The sequence below is a fragment of the Acinetobacter sp. IK23 genome (assembly GCF_035615275.1).
Taxonomy (GTDB): Bacteria; Pseudomonadota; Gammaproteobacteria; order Pseudomonadales; family Moraxellaceae; genus Acinetobacter; species Acinetobacter seifertii.
Genome location: NZ_JANBNX010000002.1, coordinates 48,638 through 65,737, shown reverse-complemented (window position 1 = coordinate 65,737; position 17,100 = coordinate 48,638). Strand labels below are relative to the sequence as shown.

Genomic DNA, 17,100 nt, shown 5'->3' with positions numbered 1-17,100 from the left:
TAGACCAGTTAAACCCGAAAAATAACCATTTACAGCAGCATTCTTTAAATTACGCATGCAGAACCGTTTTGGCTATGTAACAATACTCTCTAAACTAATTATATAAGTCTTCACATGGCATTGATTATTGGAATTGACCCAGGTTCACGCTTAACAGGTTATGGAATCATTGAAAAAGATGGTAGTAAACTGCGTTTTGTCGATGCTGGTACAATCCGAACTGAAACTCAAGAAATGCCAGAGCGCTTAAAGCGTATTTTCGCTGGCGTTGAGCGAATTGTGAAATTTCACGGCCCTACTGAAGCTGCGGTTGAACAAGTTTTTATGGCTCAAAACCCAGACTCTGCCTTAAAACTAGGACAAGCCCGTGGTGCTGCCATAGCTGCTTTGGTTAATTTAGATCTACAAGTTGCAGAATATACTGCCCGTCAAATCAAACAATCTGTAGTGGGTTATGGCGCTGCCGATAAAGAACAAGTACAAATGATGGTTATGCGTTTACTCAATCTAACCATTAAACCGCAATCCGATGCAGCCGATGCCCTTGCAGCAGCGATTTGTCATGCTCATGCATCGGGAAGTATGAGTAAACTTTCGGTCTTAAATGCTTTAGGTGGTATGGCACGTGGACGAAGTCGCTCGAGTAGCCGTAGACGTTAAAGCTTTATTGATTCACGACTTGAGTAATTGCCTGATTCATTTCATAAGCCTGTAAACCACGCATGCCCTGTTTTGCAAGTTCATCACCTGCCTGAGCATGCAAAGTCACTATCTCATGTAATGCAATATCTTTGTGGAACTGAGCTTTTAAACTCGCGATCATACCTGCCAATATATCTCCCATGCCACCAGTACCCATACCTACATTACCTTGGGTACAAATGTACAAGTTATTCTCTAAAATTAAGCTACCAGCACCTTTAAGGACCCATTGCCCACTATATTTTTGCTGCAACGTATAAATTGCATCAATTCGGTCATTTTCAATTTCCGCTGTAGAAGAACCCAGTAAGGTAGCAGCCTCTCCTGGATGAGGCGTCGCATAAACATGCAGACCCAATTTCTCAGGCTGCTTGGCAAGAAACCATAATGCATCCGCATCTAATACAACTTCCAAGTGTGAAGCCTGATTTAAGAAATTAAACCATTGTTGATAAATTTGCTGTGACCAGTCATCACGGCCTAATCCCATCCCAAAACATACGGCATCAACTTGAGACAAAATATCTTTAATGCCATTTTCATCAAGTCCATTAACATCACGAAGCATAATATTAGGTGCTCGTGACAAAATAGCCTGATGATGGTTGCGATGACAAATCACTGTCACTTTACCTGCACCTGCATGAAACGCAGCTTCCGCAGCCATAATGACAGCTCCACCCATTTGCTCATGCCCACCAATCACCAAAACATGCCCATAACTTCCTTTATGCCCAAAAGCCAAACGTTTAGGAAGTCTGATATGTGTTGGTGTCAAATAAGCTAAAGGTTTCAGCTCTTGGTCTATTGGAATTAAATTAACTAAATGAATTTGTCCCGTGTACTCTTTACCTTGACCAGTAAACAGTCCTGCCTTAAGACCTAAAACAGTAAATGTATGATCTGCCTTTACAGCTGAGGGTAAAATACACCCTGTATTTGCTTGCAAACCACTTGGTATCTCAATTGAAATTTTTAAGCCAGCCTGCTCATTAAATTGTTGAATAGCATGTTGCCAATAATCATTTAACTCTCGGTTTAAACCAATCCCAAATAGTGCATCAATATGGCAATCAAAGGTTTTACTCACCTCAAAATCTTGGTGAACCTGAACATTATTTTCTTTCGCAAAATCGACAGCATATTGTAAATCAGTTGAGTCACCCAACTCAGCCGCAAATATCTCTACATAAAATCCAGCTTGCTTTAAATAACTTGCTATAAAATAGCCATCACCTGCGTTATTACCCTGTCCGCACCAGACCGCAATATTCTTAGTGGCATGATTTTCAAAAAGTACCATGAGCTGTTGAGTGATTGACCAAGCTGCCTGCTGCATTAAGCCTAATGATGAGTTTTGCGCAGCAAACCATCGCTGCTCCCATGCTCGAATATCATCGCTATGGTAAACTACCGCCTGCATATTATTATCCTCTTGCATTTTGGTTTATGACATCTTCCGACACATCACGCATTGCAGTGCAACAAATTGATCCTTATGAACTAAAAGCATGGATCAAAGCTCAAGCATTAGACTTGGGTTTTGCTGATTGTGTCATTGCTAAACCAGATGCTCAAGAGCAAATGCCACGTTTTTTAGAGTATCTTGAACGTGGTTATCATGCAGATATGAGCTATTTAGAAGAAAACCTAGAAAAGCGAGCTGATCCGACCTTATTAGTTCCGGGCACAAAAAGTATTATTTGCGTACGCATGAACTATTTGGTGGAATCTCCAAAACCACGATATGTCCCATTTGAACCGAACTCAGCGATTATCGCGCGTTATGCACGTGGCCGTGATTACCATAAGGTGATGCGTGGTAGATTGAAAACTTTAGCAACACGAATTCGTGAAAAAGTCGGAGATTTTGAATCACGCCCTTTTGCAGATTCGGCACCTATATTTGAAAAATCACTGGCTGAAAGTGCTGGAATGGGCTGGACAGGTAAACATACTTTGCTCATTCATAAAAAGTCAGGTTCATTTTTCGTTCTAGGAGAGCTATTTACATCACTCGACCTACCTTTTGACGAACCTGCAACAGCACATTGTGGTTCTTGTAGCGCGTGTATCGACATTTGCCCAACGCAAGCGATTGTCGAGCCTTATATGCTAGATGCAAGACGCTGTATTGCATACCTAACTATCGAATACAAAGGAATTATTGCTGAAGAATTACGTTCAGGTATTGGTAACCGAATTTTTGGTTGTGATGACTGTCAGTTAATCTGCCCTTGGAATAGCTTTGCAAAAAAAGTTTCTATTACCGATTTTAACCCTAGACATGGTTTAGATAACATTAGTTTGCTTGATATCTGGGAGTGGGATGAAGCTACTTTTTTAGCAAATACCGAAGGTAGTCCGATTCGCCGAACAGGCTATCAATCGTTTAAACGTAATATTGCCATTGGCTTGGGAAATGCCCCTTATTCAAAAGAAATTGTAGATCAGCTACACAACGGTAAAAATTTACATGACGAAATCGTCAATGTGCATATTGATTGGGCAATTGAGCAACAACTTAATCAACTTGAGCTATCAAATTAAAAAAATGATGTTTTTTGCCCTATAGCTTTAATACGAATTCTGTATGATTATGTACAGTGAATTAATGCCATCATCATGGATATGACAATGACTCTACGTAATGATTGGAATCGTGAAGAAATCCAAGCTTTATATGAACAACCTTTTTTGGATTTAGTTTTCAAGGCTCAGCAAGTACATCGTGAGCACTTCACTGCCAATACAATTCAGGTCAGTACCCTTTTATCTATTAAAACGGGTAAATGTCCTGAAGATTGCAAATACTGCTCACAATCGGCACATTACGAATCAAAACTAGAAGCAGAAAAGCGTATTGCTGTAGAAAAAGTAATTAGTGAAGCGAAAGCTGCAAAAGATTCAGGTTCTTCACGTTTTTGTATGGGTGCTGCTTGGCGTAACCCACATGAGCGCGATATGCCTTATGTTTTAGAAATGGTACGCGAAGTTAAAGCATTAGGTATGGAAACCTGTATGACTTTAGGTATGCTTAATCAATCTCAAGCTGAGCGCCTAAAAGTTGCTGGTTTAGATTATTACAACCATAACTTAGATACCTCTCGTGAATACTATTCTCACATTATCAGTACTCGTACTTTTGATGATCGTTTGAATACACTTGATTATGTTCGTCAAGCTGGTATGAAAGTTTGTAGTGGCGGTATTGTGGGTTTAGGTGAAAGTCGTGAAGATCGTATTGGTCTATTGCATGAACTAGCTACTCTATCGATTCATCCTGAATCTGTGCCAATTAACATGCTTGTTCCAATCGAAGGAACACCTTTAGCTGATGTTGAAAAGCTTGATGTAATTGAATGGATCCGTACTATTGCGGTTGCTCGTATCATTATGCCACATAGTTATATCCGTCTCTCTGCAGGCCGTGAATCTTTAAGTGATTCAGATCAAGCTTTAGCATTTATGGCAGGTGCGAACTCTCTGTTCTCGGGTGATAAATTGCTTACCACTCCAAATGCTGGTGAAGGTAAAGACCAAGCATTATTTAACAAACTTGGTTTAACTGCTGAAAAGCCAAAACCAACTGTTGCTGATCTATCAGTAGATGCGATGAGTGCTTAATAGCATCAAGAATTTAAAAGCCCTGATCATTCAGGGCTTTTTTTATATAGATGTTACTAGTATTCCATAAGTCGCATTCAGAAAAGTTCCAACTCGAATAATATCCCTACCTGCTGCATGTGTAACCGATAACTCTTGGCTCAGCACATCAAAGTGGAAAGTTTCAAAAACATCTTGGTGATGCATGAGCCAAGTCACTGTATCTGCTACGTTCTCATCCGCAATATAAGTTAAGGCTTTAAAGTCTTTACTCATAAATCACTCTTAAAAATAAATATTTATGAATTCTATATGAGTTAACCCTACCTTAAAAGAGAGTCTAAGCAGCTTTAGGATTCACAAGCGAATGTCCCGATAACAAACTTGCTAAAGCCTGAGGAGAAAACTCCAAAGATAGCACATGATTCTTAAGATTGATTGAATGCTTACTAATCAATGGAAGTAAGCCTTCTTCAGTTTCAAACACGTATTCATCCGCAATATTTAGAATACCCTCAAGATTCGTTGTACTAGACGCTAAATCATGACTAAAGATGTCATAAATTGTTTGTAAATTAAACGTCGTATTCTGTTCTGTGGGATGTTTAAGTAAATAGTCCTTTAAGAATAAGACTAATTTATGGGCAAAGAAAAAATAATTTGGTTTATAACTGTATTTCATGCTGTTCATGGAAATAAACTCCAGACGATCTTTTATTGAATCACAACTAAAACACTAGGAATTAAACCTTAAAAAATTCTTAAAAAAACAAATATCTTCATACAACATAAACAAATTATTTTTATTAATAAAAAACAGATACTTAAGAAAAAATTTTATAAATAATTTATATTGTTTTCTAAAGAAAAACTTAAATTGCTTAAATTCAACAACTTAAATGAAAATTATTATCAATTTTATTTTAATAAAATAAAATTTAATTATTTTACCATCTGATATAAATTAGATTTTAAAACAAAATTTCACATAAAAAACAACCAATCAAAATACATAAGAATATAATGTAATTCTTGTTTTTTACTTGAAAGGTGCTATATTTCCACGGCATTACTTGATCAGTATAAAAGCACTGAAGAGTAATAAATCTACTTTATAAAATATTCTGGGGAATTTATGAAAAAGCTTATTTTTATAGCAGTAACTTCTATTTTTAATATTGCCACTGTACAGGCTGCGGATGGCACAATTACTATTAATGGTTTAGTAACCGATAATACTTGTACGATCGATACAGGTGATAAAAATCTAACCGTAAATTTACCTACAGTATCATCTCAATCTTTAAAAAATGTTGGTGATATTGCTGGACGTACTCCCTTCCAAATCAATTTAACGAATTGCGCTTCAGCTGGTAAAGTTGCAACTTATTTTGAACCCGGTGCAACAGTCGATTTTAATAGTGGACGCTTATTAAACCAAGCAACAAATGGTGCGGCTACTAATGTCAATATTCAGTTATTAGGAAGTAATAATGCAGTAATTCCTGTACTTGCTAAAGGTGCTTCAGGCGCACAAGATAACTCACAGTGGGTAGATGTTTCAGCTGGTGGTAATGCTGACCTTAATTACTATGCTGAATATTATGCGACGGGTGTATCGACTGCTGGTACCGTAACTTCACAAGTTAAATACACCATTATTTATCAATAAACTAAAAATCAGCTTCTATTATCAAATAGAAGCTATATCTCATCTATTATTTATTATATTGAGAATATGACTCATGCTTTTTAGTGGTCGTAAATTTTTTTGGGGAATGGCTTGTCTTCAAGCAGCTATTGCTATTACAGCACATGCTGAAGTAGTACTACATGGTACGCGTGTAGTATATCCATCGGATGCTCGAGAAGTTAGCTTACAGCTAAGCAATAACGGAACAACACCTTCACTGATTCAAGCTTGGATTGATGATGGAAATCCAAAATCTACACCAGATGAGTCGAATGTACCTTTTATTATTACACCTCCTATTTCAAGAGTCGAACCGTCTAAAGGGCAAACTTTAAGAATTACCGCATTACCCAATGCATCACAATTAAATCAAAATAAGGAAAGTATATTTTGGCTTAATGTATTAGATATTCCCCCAAGACCAGAAGGGAAAAAACAAGAAAATAATGAAATATTAACCAATAATTTCCTTCAATTAGCCATACGCTCTCGAATTAAATTCTTTTATCGACCTGTAAATTTAAAAGAGAGTATTGATACAGTGGGTGAAAAAATTCAATGGATAAAAAATGAAGATAATTTGCTTATTAAAAACCCAACACCTTTTCACGTTACATTAAGTTCCATTTTTCAAGAAGTAAATCATCAAAAAATAGATTTGTTAAAGCAAGGTTTAATGCTTTCTCCTTTTTCTGAAGATCACATAAAACTTAAAAATAGCAATATAACAAATATGCGTTTTGTTTACATAAATGATTACGGTGGTCGAGTTGAACAAGTAATCAAGTTCTAATTTTATTTACCATTTTTAAATTTAAACACCTATCCATGAATAGGCATAAAGATGATGTCAGAGTGGTTCATACCCCATATTTGCTTAAAAAAGCGAAGTACATATTATTTAGTGTTAAGCATCGCAATTAATGTGCCTTTGGCTGTATATGCTTCTGACAATATGAATAGCGAAAATGTGTTAAAAGCTGACTTTGATACTAATTTTTTAGTAGGAAATGCGCAAAAAATTGATATTGGTCGATTTAAATACGGCAACCCTATTTTACCTGGCGAATATAGTCTTGATGTATATATTAATGGACAATGGTTCGGTAAACGAAAGTTTCTCTTTAAGACTTCAAACTCCAATGAAAATGCAAAAACCTGTTTTACGGCAGATATGCTTTTAGAATATGGGGTTAAATCAGAAATTCTTGATAGAGAAGCAAATAATTTACCTATTTGTAATGATTTAGAAAAATGGATTAAAGATGCCTTTTATCAATTTGATACGGCTCGTCTTAGGCTTGATATTTCAATCCCACAGGTCGCTTTGCAGAAAAATGCTCAAGGATATGTCGATCCACGCTTATGGGATCGTGGCATAAACGCCGCTTTTTTTTCATACAACGCCTCTGCTTATCGCATTGTAAATAATGATCATGAAACAAATCATGCTTTTATGAGTACATATGTTGGGATAAATTTGTACGACTGGCAATTACGCCACACTGGACAATGGAAATGGCAAGATCATAATGAAATACAAAATAAGAATTCTTCTTATACATCAAATAACACCTACGCCCAAAAAGCCTTTCCTCAATTAAATAGCGTCGTAACTGTAGGAGATTATTTTACAAATAGTAATTTTCTTGAGGCTCTTCCTTATCAGGGTATTAACCTATCAAGTGATGACCGCATGCTTCCGAACAGTATGCTTGGATATGCTCCTCAAATTCGAGGTTATGCAAGAACCAATGCAAAAGTAGAGGTACGCCAACAGGGAAATTTAATTTATCAAACTACCGTTACCCCGGGAAGTTTTGAAATCAACGATCTTTATCCCACAGGTTTTGGTGGTGAACTCCAAGTTTCTGTACACGAAACAAATGGAGAGATTCAAAAGTTCTCCATTCCCTATGCATCTGTAGTAGAAATGCTTCGTCCTAAAATGAGTCGATATTCTTTTACCTTAGGGCAGTTTAGAGATGCGAATATCGATTTAAAACCGTGGTTGATACAAGGTAAATACCAAAGAGGTATAAACAACTATTTAACAAGCTATGCAGGTTTTCAATCTGCTGAACATTATCAGTCATTTTTAATAGGTAGCGCTTTTGCGACACCAATTGGTGGAATTGCATTTGATGTAACTCAATCAAAAGCTGATTTTGACCAAAGTCCTACCCTCAAAGGGCAAAGTTATCGTCTAAGTTACAATCGATTATTTACCCCAACTCGCACTAACCTAACTGTAGTGACATACAGATATTCAACAGAAAATTATTTAAAGTTAAGAGATTCAATATTAATCCAAGATTTACAACAACGAAATATAGATAGTTTTTCAGTAGGGAAACAAAAAAGTGAATTTCAGATCACATTAAACCAAGGTCTTCCGAACCAATGGGGTAATTTTTACTTGGTGGGTTCTTGGATTAATTACTGGAATCAACCTAATCGTAATCAACAATTTCAATTTGGATACAGTAATCAGTTTAAAGATTTAACTTACAGTATTTCTGTAGTTAGGCATGAACTTGACTTAGAAAAACAAGATTCAGGACATGAAACACAATATTTATTGTCATTATCCTTTCCGCTCAAATTTAAGAAGAATACAGTTAATTTTAATAGCTCTATTTCAGAAGATAGTAAAACTTTAGGAATGAGTGGTTATATCGGCAACCGCTTCGACTATGGTTCATCCGTTACCTATCAAGATCAAGCTCAGACAAGCATAAATATTAATGGCAACTATCGTACTAACTACACCACCGTAGGGGCTTCTTATAGTCAATCCGATACATATCAACAAGAAATGATCAATTTAAATGGAAACATTGTTGCCCACTCTCAAGGTATTTTATTTGGACCAGACCAGGCCCAAACAATGGTATTGATCTATGCTCCTGAGGCTACTGGTGCACGAGTAGGTAATACAACAGGTTTAAGTATTAATAAGCAAGGATATGCTGTTATTCCCTATGTTACGCCTTATCGCTTAAATGATATTAGTTTAGATCCTCAAGGCATGCCTTCAAATGTGGAACTTTCAGAAACTAGTCATCGTATAGCCCCTTATGCTGGGTCCATCACCAAGATAAATTTTTCGACAAAAACTGGATATGCACTTTTTATTAATACCCGAACTCCAACGAGTACTCATCTTCCTTTTGCAGCACAAGTTTTTAACCAAAACAAAGAATTAGTTGGGATGGTCGCCCAAGGTAGTCGAATTTATTTACGTACACCTCTAACCCACGATCATCTGTATGTGAGGTGGGGTGAAAGGAATAATGAGGAATGTCAACTTGAATATGACATTCAATCGAAAATCTCTCAGGAAAAACAATCAATTATTATGACAGAGGCAATCTGCAAATGAAAAAAGTACTAATGAAAAGTGGCTTATTAGTAACTAGTCTATTTATTTATAACCAAGCTTATGCAAACTGCACTTTAAGCAAAGGTTTTACTACAGTAGATATTCCTATAACAATTGGTACGATTATCGTTCGTCCGACTGATCCAATAGGCACAGTTTTACAAAAAAATACTTTTACGATTTCGCCAAGTAATTCTACGGCAACGTGCAACCGCCCAGGTGACCAAATTACAGCAGCCTTACCACTAAATTATCCAATTAGCTCAATAGGCAATAATGTATATGCTACAAACATTCCGGGTATTGGCATTCGAATTTATCGTGAAGTAACAGACTTTTCAAACGCTTCTGGCTATTACCCTTATAAACTTACATTGACGCCTCACACAACCTATACACTTTCACCAGGCTACATTGTTCTGGAAGTTATTAAAACTGCTGCCACTACAGGTTCCGGTGCATTGGTGGCGGGTCGATATAGTACCTACTATGTGGCAGGACAACAAAACCGTCCGTTCTTAACAACCACAGTACTAGGTAGCTCCCCTATTCTAATTGCATCATCATCTTGTGAAATTCAAAATGGTCCAAATACTGTTGTGCAACTTCCCACAGTAACAAAATCAGGTTTTAGAGCTATTGGTTCAACGCAAGGTGAAAAAAACTTTAACCTATCTATTCTTTGTAATGGAGGCGAGAATAACTCAGGAGTACCTACCAGCAATTCATTGAGCTTAAGCTTTAACTATAATTCGGACAGCTCAAATAATCAGGTTATTAATAATAGTGCTGCTGATTCAACAAAAGCGAACGGCGTTGGTGTAGAGCTTTTATGGAATATGAATGGTGCGAACAGCCCTATTCAAAAAGGGAATCCGCTAGATATTGGTACTGTAAGTTCTAATCAAACTGTAGAATATGATGTGCCTTTAACAGCACGTTACTATCAAACAGCAACTACTGTTACAGCGGGTGAAGTCAAAGCTAATGCAACTGTAACTATTCAATATGATTAGCAGTAAACTTATACAAAACTGAGTTTTATTACGTCTCTATTTGTAGTGTGAATAAAGCTATATAAACTATTATTTTTAATTAAGACTAAACAAAAAGGATTTTAAATAATGATAATTTTTAAATTTTACTAACTAATAAATTAAAAAAATGCTCATCAGTGAATAAAGCCAATGAGCATTAGTGATAACCACTTAACCTGAAATACAAATTGTGGGAAATAGATCACAATTTGCATCACTATAATTCCAAAATTTAACTTAAATATCAAGTCTTTTTTTTAACAAAGGTTTGATAAATACACCTAACTGGTTAATTTTAAATACAATTAAATTAAAAATAAAATTCAATATCACTATTCTACAGACTTTCTAAAGAATTACCATTCTATTAATTAAGAAAATTTGAAATTTACAAAGATTAATGTTCAATATAGCTAAAAAATCTATTACATCGTCTTTTTCAATATTGAATGTCATTTCACTGTATTTAAAGTCTAAAAATTATAAAGTTTTACACAACCTATAAGAAAAAAAACATAAAAAAATCTTTAAATATTCTTCAATTACAGTCTAACTTCAAGTGTTTACAACAAAACAGCATGCTCATTTTTTGGAAAATATTTTGCATTTTATTATTAAGCTTAGGGGCTTCGGCAATTGGTTTTGGTATTAGCAATCTAGATTTTTTCTTGTTTTTTATTGGTTTACTTTTTCTACTATGTTTTTTTCTAGCTTTAAAACAAGGGCGAGAAGATGCAGGTCACTTCCCTGAATAATTTAAGTAACGTGGCAACCAGAAGCACTAAAACATTAATTTTAACTCTGATCGGGACGATCTAATTTATGTAGAGGAATAAAAGTGAGCTTTGGAAGATCTGTCAAATTGAAGGAGCTGCTGAACTACAGCAGCTTTTAAATTGATTAATATAAACTCATTTTTAATTAACGAAATCTAGACTTTAAAAGACTCAAAACAACTCACAAGAAAATCAATTGCTACTCGCACAGCTGGGCTGTGCCTTAAATCCTCATGAGTCACCAACCAGATTTCTGCACTCATCGGCTGGTCATCTGGAAGTTTCTCTAAGTTACCAAGACCACCTAAAAAATCAGGCAAAACAGCTAAACCCACTTCCCCACATGCGGCTCTCCATTGCAACTCAGGATGATTAGTCATCATAATCGGCTCTTTATTATTTAATCTTTCTTTTAATTTTTGTTGTTTTTGTCCATGTACACCACCGACCTCCACGCTAATCCATTCATAATTTTCTTCACTCGTAACAGCTAAGTAATTTGGAGCAGCATATATTCCAAAAGGGATTTCCCCAACTTTACGAGCAACTAAATAATCATCTTTAGGTCGTCCAAATCGCACAGCTATATCCGCTTCGCTATGCAGCAAAGATACATAATGAACATCACCAAGTACACGTAATTTTAACTGCGGATAATGGCGATAAAACTTTCCAAGTTGAGGCATGATGAGGTGAGCAGCAGTTAACGGAGGCATACTAATAGAAACAGTACCTGTAACTTCCTGCTGTCCAGCCTGAGCAAGTCTCTCAATGGAAAAAGTTTCTTCAATCATACGAGCTACAACTTGGGCAAGCCGCTCTCCATCTGAAGTAAGTACGTATGTACGTGGCCTACGATCAACTAGCTTTAATTTTAAGTTCTGTTCTAACTGTGCGATTCTTCTTGCAACAGTAGCATGGTCGACTCCCAACTTTCTTGCGGCAGCTGAAAGTGATTTCTCTTCTGAAAAAACTGAAAAGTAATGTAAATTTTCCCAATCAATCATTGTGCAAATTTTCACATCAAAGATGAATTAATATGGAATTGTACACCTTTAAGTGATTACTCAGAATAGAGACATTCTTTTTTCGGAGTCCCATCATGAATAAAACAATGGTTTATGCCTATACAGGCGTTGTGATCACAATGCTGTTTTGGGGCTCAGCATTTAATGCAATGTCTTATATCATCCAACATATGCCTCCACTTTCAGCAGCAGCTGAGCGCTTTACACTTGCAAGCCTTGGGCTATTTATTATTTTTTCGGCTACGGGTAAATTGCGTTGGGATGCTTTGCGGCAGAATTTACTTATCTATCTGCTTATTGGAATTATAGGTATTGCTGGTTTTAATATAGGCTGTTTCTACGGTTTACAAACAACATCGGCAGTCAATGGTGCTTTAATCATGGCAACTACTCCACTGATTACTCTATTGTTAGCAATTTTGCTTGATGGAGAAAAATTAACACTTGCTAAATCTATTGGTGTTGTATTTGGTTTAAGTGGAGTGCTTTTTGTTATTAGTCATGGTCATCTATCAACGCTACTTCATTTAAAAATAGCAATCGGTGACTTATTTATCTTACTCGGTGGTATCAGTTTTTGTTTAGCTAATGTGTTATCACGTCGCTATGTAAAAAATGCTACACCTCTAGAAACTACAACTTTTTCTATGTTGTTCGGTGCTTTGACTTTAATCACATTAAGCCTAATTTTCGAACATCCAATCAAAGCAGTAGTTATGGCTCCTATTACTGCACACTTGGCAATGGGTTACGTCATTATTTGCTCTACCATGATCGCTTATTTATTTTGGTTTAATGGCATTCAAAAACTAGGCGCAGGCCGAGCATCAATCTTTTTTAACTTTGTTCCAGTTTTTAGTATGTTGGTGGCACTATTGGCTGGTCAGGCACTTAACATCTGGCAGCTTATAGGGACTGCTTTAGTCATGCTCGGTGTGCTAAGCAGTGGTGGGTTTATTCAAATTAAACGTCCGACACTTATGGCTAAACCTTGTACGAAATAGTAGTCACACAAATTCATCTTAATTATTGCGTTGTAACAAAGATTGTATGTTTCTTTAAAACTTAACAAATGGCTGCCATATATAGTTTTAAAAATAAAACAAGGAGAAATTAAGATGAATTTGGATTTTACAACAATCGAAAAACAGGCCAAATTGCTAAAAGAAGAGCAAGAGAAACTAGAACAGCAAGATCATGATTTTCAATTAGCCTTAGACAAGCACAGAGAATCGTTAAAAGATTTATTTAAAGAACTGTTTCAAGATCGTGAAATTAAAACAGAAAAAGGAGGCCAATTTTGTGCTGTATTTGGTGACTTTAAAATCTCTTTACTCATTGAAACTGCCAAGTTTGAAAATGGTGTACCCGTTAAATTAAACTCTGTAAATCCTATCATTGTTAAATTTAAAAAAGACAAACCTGTTGCCAAAGCCCAATTTTCCGATGCAACTCAATATCTCGATAGTGCTTTTGAAACACCGCAATATCAATACTATTATAAGCATGATGATAAAACTCAATTAGTTCAATTTTCAGAACTGCCTGTATTTTTTCAGGCCATTCTTGATGCTGAAGTCTGACTATCTGCCCTCATTGGAGGGCTTTTTTATGAAATTAACTTTTTGATTAAACATTTTCATACTTATAAAAATGATTATAGCCCCGTTGAATTTTCCATCGTATTTAAACTTATAGGCATAAAAATTTTATAAGTGTGATTTCACTGACCCATTGCTTCTTTCTAAAATTACTTGTATATACATGTTTGTATTTGTTTGTACAAAATAAACTCAAATAAAAGAAAAGCTCTTAAAGGATAAGGAGAGTGTTATATGGATTCAGCAACAGGAACATCTAAAAATGGGTTTGTTGAAAACCGCAGTATTGACTTTATTCCTGAAAATGAAAGGCACGGCAGTATATTCGCCCAATTTACCCTTTGGTTTGGTGCTAATTTACAGATTACAGCGATTGTCACGGGTGCTTTAGCCGTCGTATTAGGCGGTGATGTGTTTTGGTCAATCATTGGACTATTTATTGGACAGTGCTTTGGTGCGGCTGTTATGGCTTTGCATGCAGCTCAGGGACCAAAACTTGGCCTTCCCCAAATGATTTCGAGTCGGGTGCAATTTGGGGTCTATGGTGCATGTATTCCTATTATTCTGGTTTGCCTGATGTATATTGGCTTTACCGCAACTGGTGAAGTACTCGCAGGCAAAGCACTTGCACACCTTACACAAGTCACTAATACAACAGGTATTTTAATTTATGCTTGTTTCATTATTGCATTTGCAACGATTGGCTATCGGTTGATTCATTGGGTAGGAAAAGTAGCAAGTATTATCGGTTTAATTGCTTTTGTTATTATTCTTACTCAAATTTTGGCCCTCTCGAATTTTTCAGAATTGCTTGCTGTACGCCACTTCAGTTGGTCATCATTTCTATTAGCAGTTTCTCTTTCGGCTTCTTGGCAAATTTCATTCGGGCCTTATGTTGCAGACTACTCGCGTTATTTACCAACAAAAACCTCTTCAACTCGGGTATTTGGGGCAGTTGGTCTTGGCTCTTTGATCGGTTCACAAATTTCCATGACACTTGGTGTATTAATTGCTCAAGTCTCAAATGGTGGTTTTGTTGGTAATGAAGTTCAGTATGTTGTAGGTATGAACCCAATCGCTCTTGTGATTACTTTCTTATATTTTAGTATTGCTTTTGGAAAGGTCACTTTATCGACACTCAATGCTTATGGCAGTTTTATGTGTATAGCGACCATTTGGAATAGCTTTAAACCAACTGGACAAATTTCAAAACTAACCCGACTTATCATTGTTCTTGCAATGGTTTTAATCTCAACGTTCATTGCAGTTGTAGGTGAACATACCTTCTTAAGTGCATTCAAAGCTTTTATTTTATTTCTTCTGACATTCTTCATTCCTTGGAGTGCAATTAATTTAGTTGATTATTATTTTATTGCTAAAGAAGAATGTGATGTAGACGCACTATATGACCCAAATGGAAAATATGGCCGCTGGAACACCATTGGTATCAGTTGCTATTTTCTTGGCATATTACTTCAGCTTCCCTTTATTGACAGTAAATTCTACAAAGGACAAATTGCTGAGATGTTAGGCGGTATTGATTTATCATGGTTAGTTGGATTGTTATCGACTGCAATTTTATATTATGTACTAGCAAAAAGAGCTCAAATAAAAGTTTCAAAAAATCTTGAGCTTGAATAAATCAAATAATTTCAGGTGAGATATCAAAGTTAATAGATCAATACTTTGATATCTCTTTGAAATTTTGTCTATTCTTGAACAGGCTTAATCTGTGCAGAAACAGGTAATCCAAATAATTTATCGAACGTCCAGTTAAATATAAATGTATAAATTGGAATGATGATAATAAAGGCAACATCTAGCCAGAATGCTGCAACGAGAGAAATATCCATCCACCATGCAATAAGCGGAATTAAGAATATCACTAAAGTGATTTGAAATCCGATCGCGTGTACGATTCTACGTTTAACAGTACGTGACTTACTATCTTGCCGAGCTTCCCACTTTTCGTAAAGAATGTTGTAAATAAAGTTCCATGTTAGCGCGATGGTCGTAATCATCACTGAAAGTGGGCCAGTATGCTCTACACTGTCTCCAGCCAAAAGTGCTAAACCTACCGATGAAATTACCATTCCAATAACTTCATATGAAGAAACATAAACAATACGACGCTTTAAACCTTGCATAACCAATCAACTTTTCTAACTTCCTTTTATTTTAGTTTCAGTTAAAATCACAATTAAAGTTAACAGCTTTCAGTTGTACTGATATCAAAATGAATTTTAATAGCGAAAATATCGAGCTTTTCTTAACTGTGTTAGATACAGGATCTTTTTCTGCTGCGGCCCGTAAATTAAGTCGAGTACCGTCAGCAGTGAGTATGGCTATTGCTAATATCGAAGCAGAGCTTGGTTATCATCTATTTGAACGTACCCACCGTAAAGTGATTCCTACTTCTGCGGCTTTAGCATTAGAACCTCAAGCAAGAATTATTGCTGAACAACTTAGGCTATTAGGCACCCATGCATATGAACTTTCATTAGGACTAGAAAGTAAACTGAAAATTGGTGTTGTTTCAGATGCCAACACCGATTTACTACTTAAAGCGATAAAACAATTGGCTGATAAATTTCCGTTACTCAATATAGAAATTATTACCGCTCCACAAGATGATATTCTAAACTTGCTCTATACAGAAAATATTAGTCTTTGTCTTGCAGGTTCAGATCTCAATATAAAAATGCGTGAAAGCTTACAATTAGTTATGAATGAAACTTTAGTCGCCACAATTTCTGTTGATCATCCATTTTTAAAACAAAAGAACAAGCTCATTTCTATTGAAGAATTAATTAATGTCCGACAAATTGTGGTCGCAAGTACTGAATTAAATATGCAGGACTCACGTTCAATCGTTGGAGCAATGTATTGGAAAACCAATAATTTACAAACCGCTATTAATATGGTCGAGGCAGGTTTAGGCTGGGGAAATTTTCCTTTATCTTTAGTAAAAGAAAAAATTGAACAGGGGCATTTAGTTCAACTAGATTTTAAAAATACAAAAAATCATTTGCCGCTCTCTATTTATCTCATTTGGCTCCAAGATAAACCCTTATCAAAAGCTGCAAGAGAACTGGTTCAAACTATTCAATCAAGCCTATCTAAGCTTACCCATTAAAAAAAGCAAAAAGCCTATTCATAGTGAATAGGCTTCTTACTGTATTTCAGGACTAAGCAATATTAATAATTATGAGAAAATACTCTGGTACTGTATAAATTCCAAGTGATTTAGTCAAGTATAAAATTAATCAATT

The 17,100-nt window shown here is 35.8% G+C and carries 16 protein-coding genes; 11 read left to right on the top strand and 5 right to left on the bottom strand.

Annotation, left to right across the window (positions count from 1 at the left end; translation table 11 throughout):
* Positions 1-114 precede the first annotated feature (114 nt).
* Positions 115-660, top strand: coding sequence for a crossover junction endodeoxyribonuclease RuvC (gene ruvC, locus MSG95_RS02220; protein ID WP_002121356.1), 546 nt, complete (start codon positions 115-117; stop codon positions 658-660).
* A gap of 4 nt (positions 661-664) precedes the next feature.
* Here ruvC and MSG95_RS02215 read toward each other — a convergent pair whose 3' ends face one another.
* Positions 665-2,125, bottom strand: coding sequence for an NAD(P)H-hydrate dehydratase (locus tag MSG95_RS02215; RefSeq protein ID WP_077165432.1), 1,461 nt, complete (start codon positions 2,123-2,125; stop codon positions 665-667).
* A 26-nt stretch (positions 2,126-2,151) separates the two neighbouring features.
* On the opposite strand from MSG95_RS02215, the gene queG reads away from it, so the two are divergent.
* Positions 2,152-3,252 (top strand): tRNA epoxyqueuosine(34) reductase QueG, encoded by a 1,101-nt coding sequence (gene queG / locus MSG95_RS02210; protein WP_213033558.1) that lies wholly within the window; start codon positions 2,152-2,154, stop codon positions 3,250-3,252.
* A gap of 87 nt (positions 3,253-3,339) precedes the next feature.
* Positions 3,340-4,329, top strand: a complete 990-nt coding sequence (gene bioB, locus MSG95_RS02205) for a biotin synthase BioB (RefSeq protein ID WP_077165431.1) — start codon at positions 3,340-3,342, stop codon at positions 4,327-4,329.
* A gap of 42 nt (positions 4,330-4,371) precedes the next feature.
* On the opposite strand, the gene MSG95_RS02200 is transcribed toward bioB, so the two are convergent.
* Positions 4,372-4,584 (bottom strand): hypothetical protein, encoded by a 213-nt coding sequence (locus tag MSG95_RS02200; RefSeq protein ID WP_004702086.1) that lies wholly within the window; start codon positions 4,582-4,584, stop codon positions 4,372-4,374.
* A gap of 64 nt (positions 4,585-4,648) precedes the next feature.
* Positions 4,649-4,999 (bottom strand): hypothetical protein, encoded by a 351-nt coding sequence (locus MSG95_RS02195; RefSeq protein ID WP_004702088.1) that lies wholly within the window; start codon positions 4,997-4,999, stop codon positions 4,649-4,651.
* 444 nt (positions 5,000-5,443) lie between these two features.
* On the opposite strand from MSG95_RS02195, the gene MSG95_RS02190 reads away from it, so the two are divergent.
* The 4 genes from MSG95_RS02190 (at position 5,444) to MSG95_RS02175 (ending at position 10,402) form a co-directional block, all read left to right on the top strand.
* Positions 5,444-5,980: a fimbrial protein gene (locus tag MSG95_RS02190; RefSeq protein WP_151819344.1), complete on the top strand. Its 537-nt coding sequence runs from the start codon at positions 5,444-5,446 to the stop codon at positions 5,978-5,980.
* A 73-nt stretch (positions 5,981-6,053) separates the two neighbouring features.
* Positions 6,054-6,794 carry a molecular chaperone gene (locus MSG95_RS02185; RefSeq protein ID WP_077166250.1) on the top strand — a complete coding sequence of 247 codons (741 nt, stop codon included), beginning with the start codon at positions 6,054-6,056 and terminating at the stop codon, positions 6,792-6,794.
* Positions 6,795-6,848: 54 nt separating this feature from the next.
* Positions 6,849-9,386, top strand: coding sequence for a fimbria/pilus outer membrane usher protein (locus tag MSG95_RS02180; protein WP_139344827.1), 2,538 nt, complete (start codon positions 6,849-6,851; stop codon positions 9,384-9,386).
* Positions 9,383-10,402 (top strand): fimbrial protein, encoded by a 1,020-nt coding sequence (locus MSG95_RS02175; RefSeq protein ID WP_324644939.1) that lies wholly within the window; start codon positions 9,383-9,385, stop codon positions 10,400-10,402. Before MSG95_RS02180 ends, MSG95_RS02175 begins: the two co-directional genes overlap by 4 nt.
* 952 nt (positions 10,403-11,354) lie before the next feature.
* Here MSG95_RS02175 and MSG95_RS02170 read toward each other — a convergent pair.
* Complete coding sequence (locus MSG95_RS02170; RefSeq protein ID WP_324624585.1) at positions 11,355-12,206, bottom strand: LysR family transcriptional regulator; 852 nt, start codon at positions 12,204-12,206, stop codon at positions 11,355-11,357.
* Between the two features lie 95 nt (positions 12,207-12,301).
* Between MSG95_RS02170 and MSG95_RS02165 the strand changes: the two genes are divergently transcribed.
* The 3 genes from MSG95_RS02165 to MSG95_RS02155 all read left to right on the top strand — a co-directional run bounded on the left by MSG95_RS02165 (position 12,302) and on the right by MSG95_RS02155 (position 15,469).
* Positions 12,302-13,231: a DMT family transporter gene (locus MSG95_RS02165; RefSeq protein WP_139344825.1), complete on the top strand. Its 930-nt coding sequence runs from the start codon at positions 12,302-12,304 to the stop codon at positions 13,229-13,231.
* 114 nt (positions 13,232-13,345) lie between these two features.
* Entirely contained in the window at positions 13,346-13,810 is a 465-nt protein-coding gene (locus tag MSG95_RS02160) for a hypothetical protein (RefSeq protein ID WP_039254844.1), read from the top strand.
* A 252-nt stretch (positions 13,811-14,062) separates the two neighbouring features.
* Positions 14,063-15,469, top strand: a complete 1,407-nt coding sequence (locus tag MSG95_RS02155) for a purine-cytosine permease family protein (RefSeq protein ID WP_077166253.1) — start codon at positions 14,063-14,065, stop codon at positions 15,467-15,469.
* Between the two features lie 68 nt (positions 15,470-15,537).
* On the opposite strand, the gene MSG95_RS02150 is transcribed toward MSG95_RS02155, so the two are convergent.
* Positions 15,538-15,975 carry a PACE efflux transporter gene (locus MSG95_RS02150; protein WP_077166254.1) on the bottom strand — a complete coding sequence of 146 codons (438 nt, stop codon included), beginning with the start codon at positions 15,973-15,975 and terminating at the stop codon, positions 15,538-15,540.
* Positions 15,976-16,064: 89 nt separating this feature from the next.
* Here MSG95_RS02150 and MSG95_RS02145 point away from each other — a divergent pair, with 89 nt between their 5' ends.
* A complete protein-coding gene (locus MSG95_RS02145; protein ID WP_049066288.1) occupies positions 16,065-16,964 on the top strand; it encodes a LysR family transcriptional regulator in 900 nt (299 codons plus the stop codon).
* Positions 16,965-17,100: the final 136 nt, after the last annotated feature.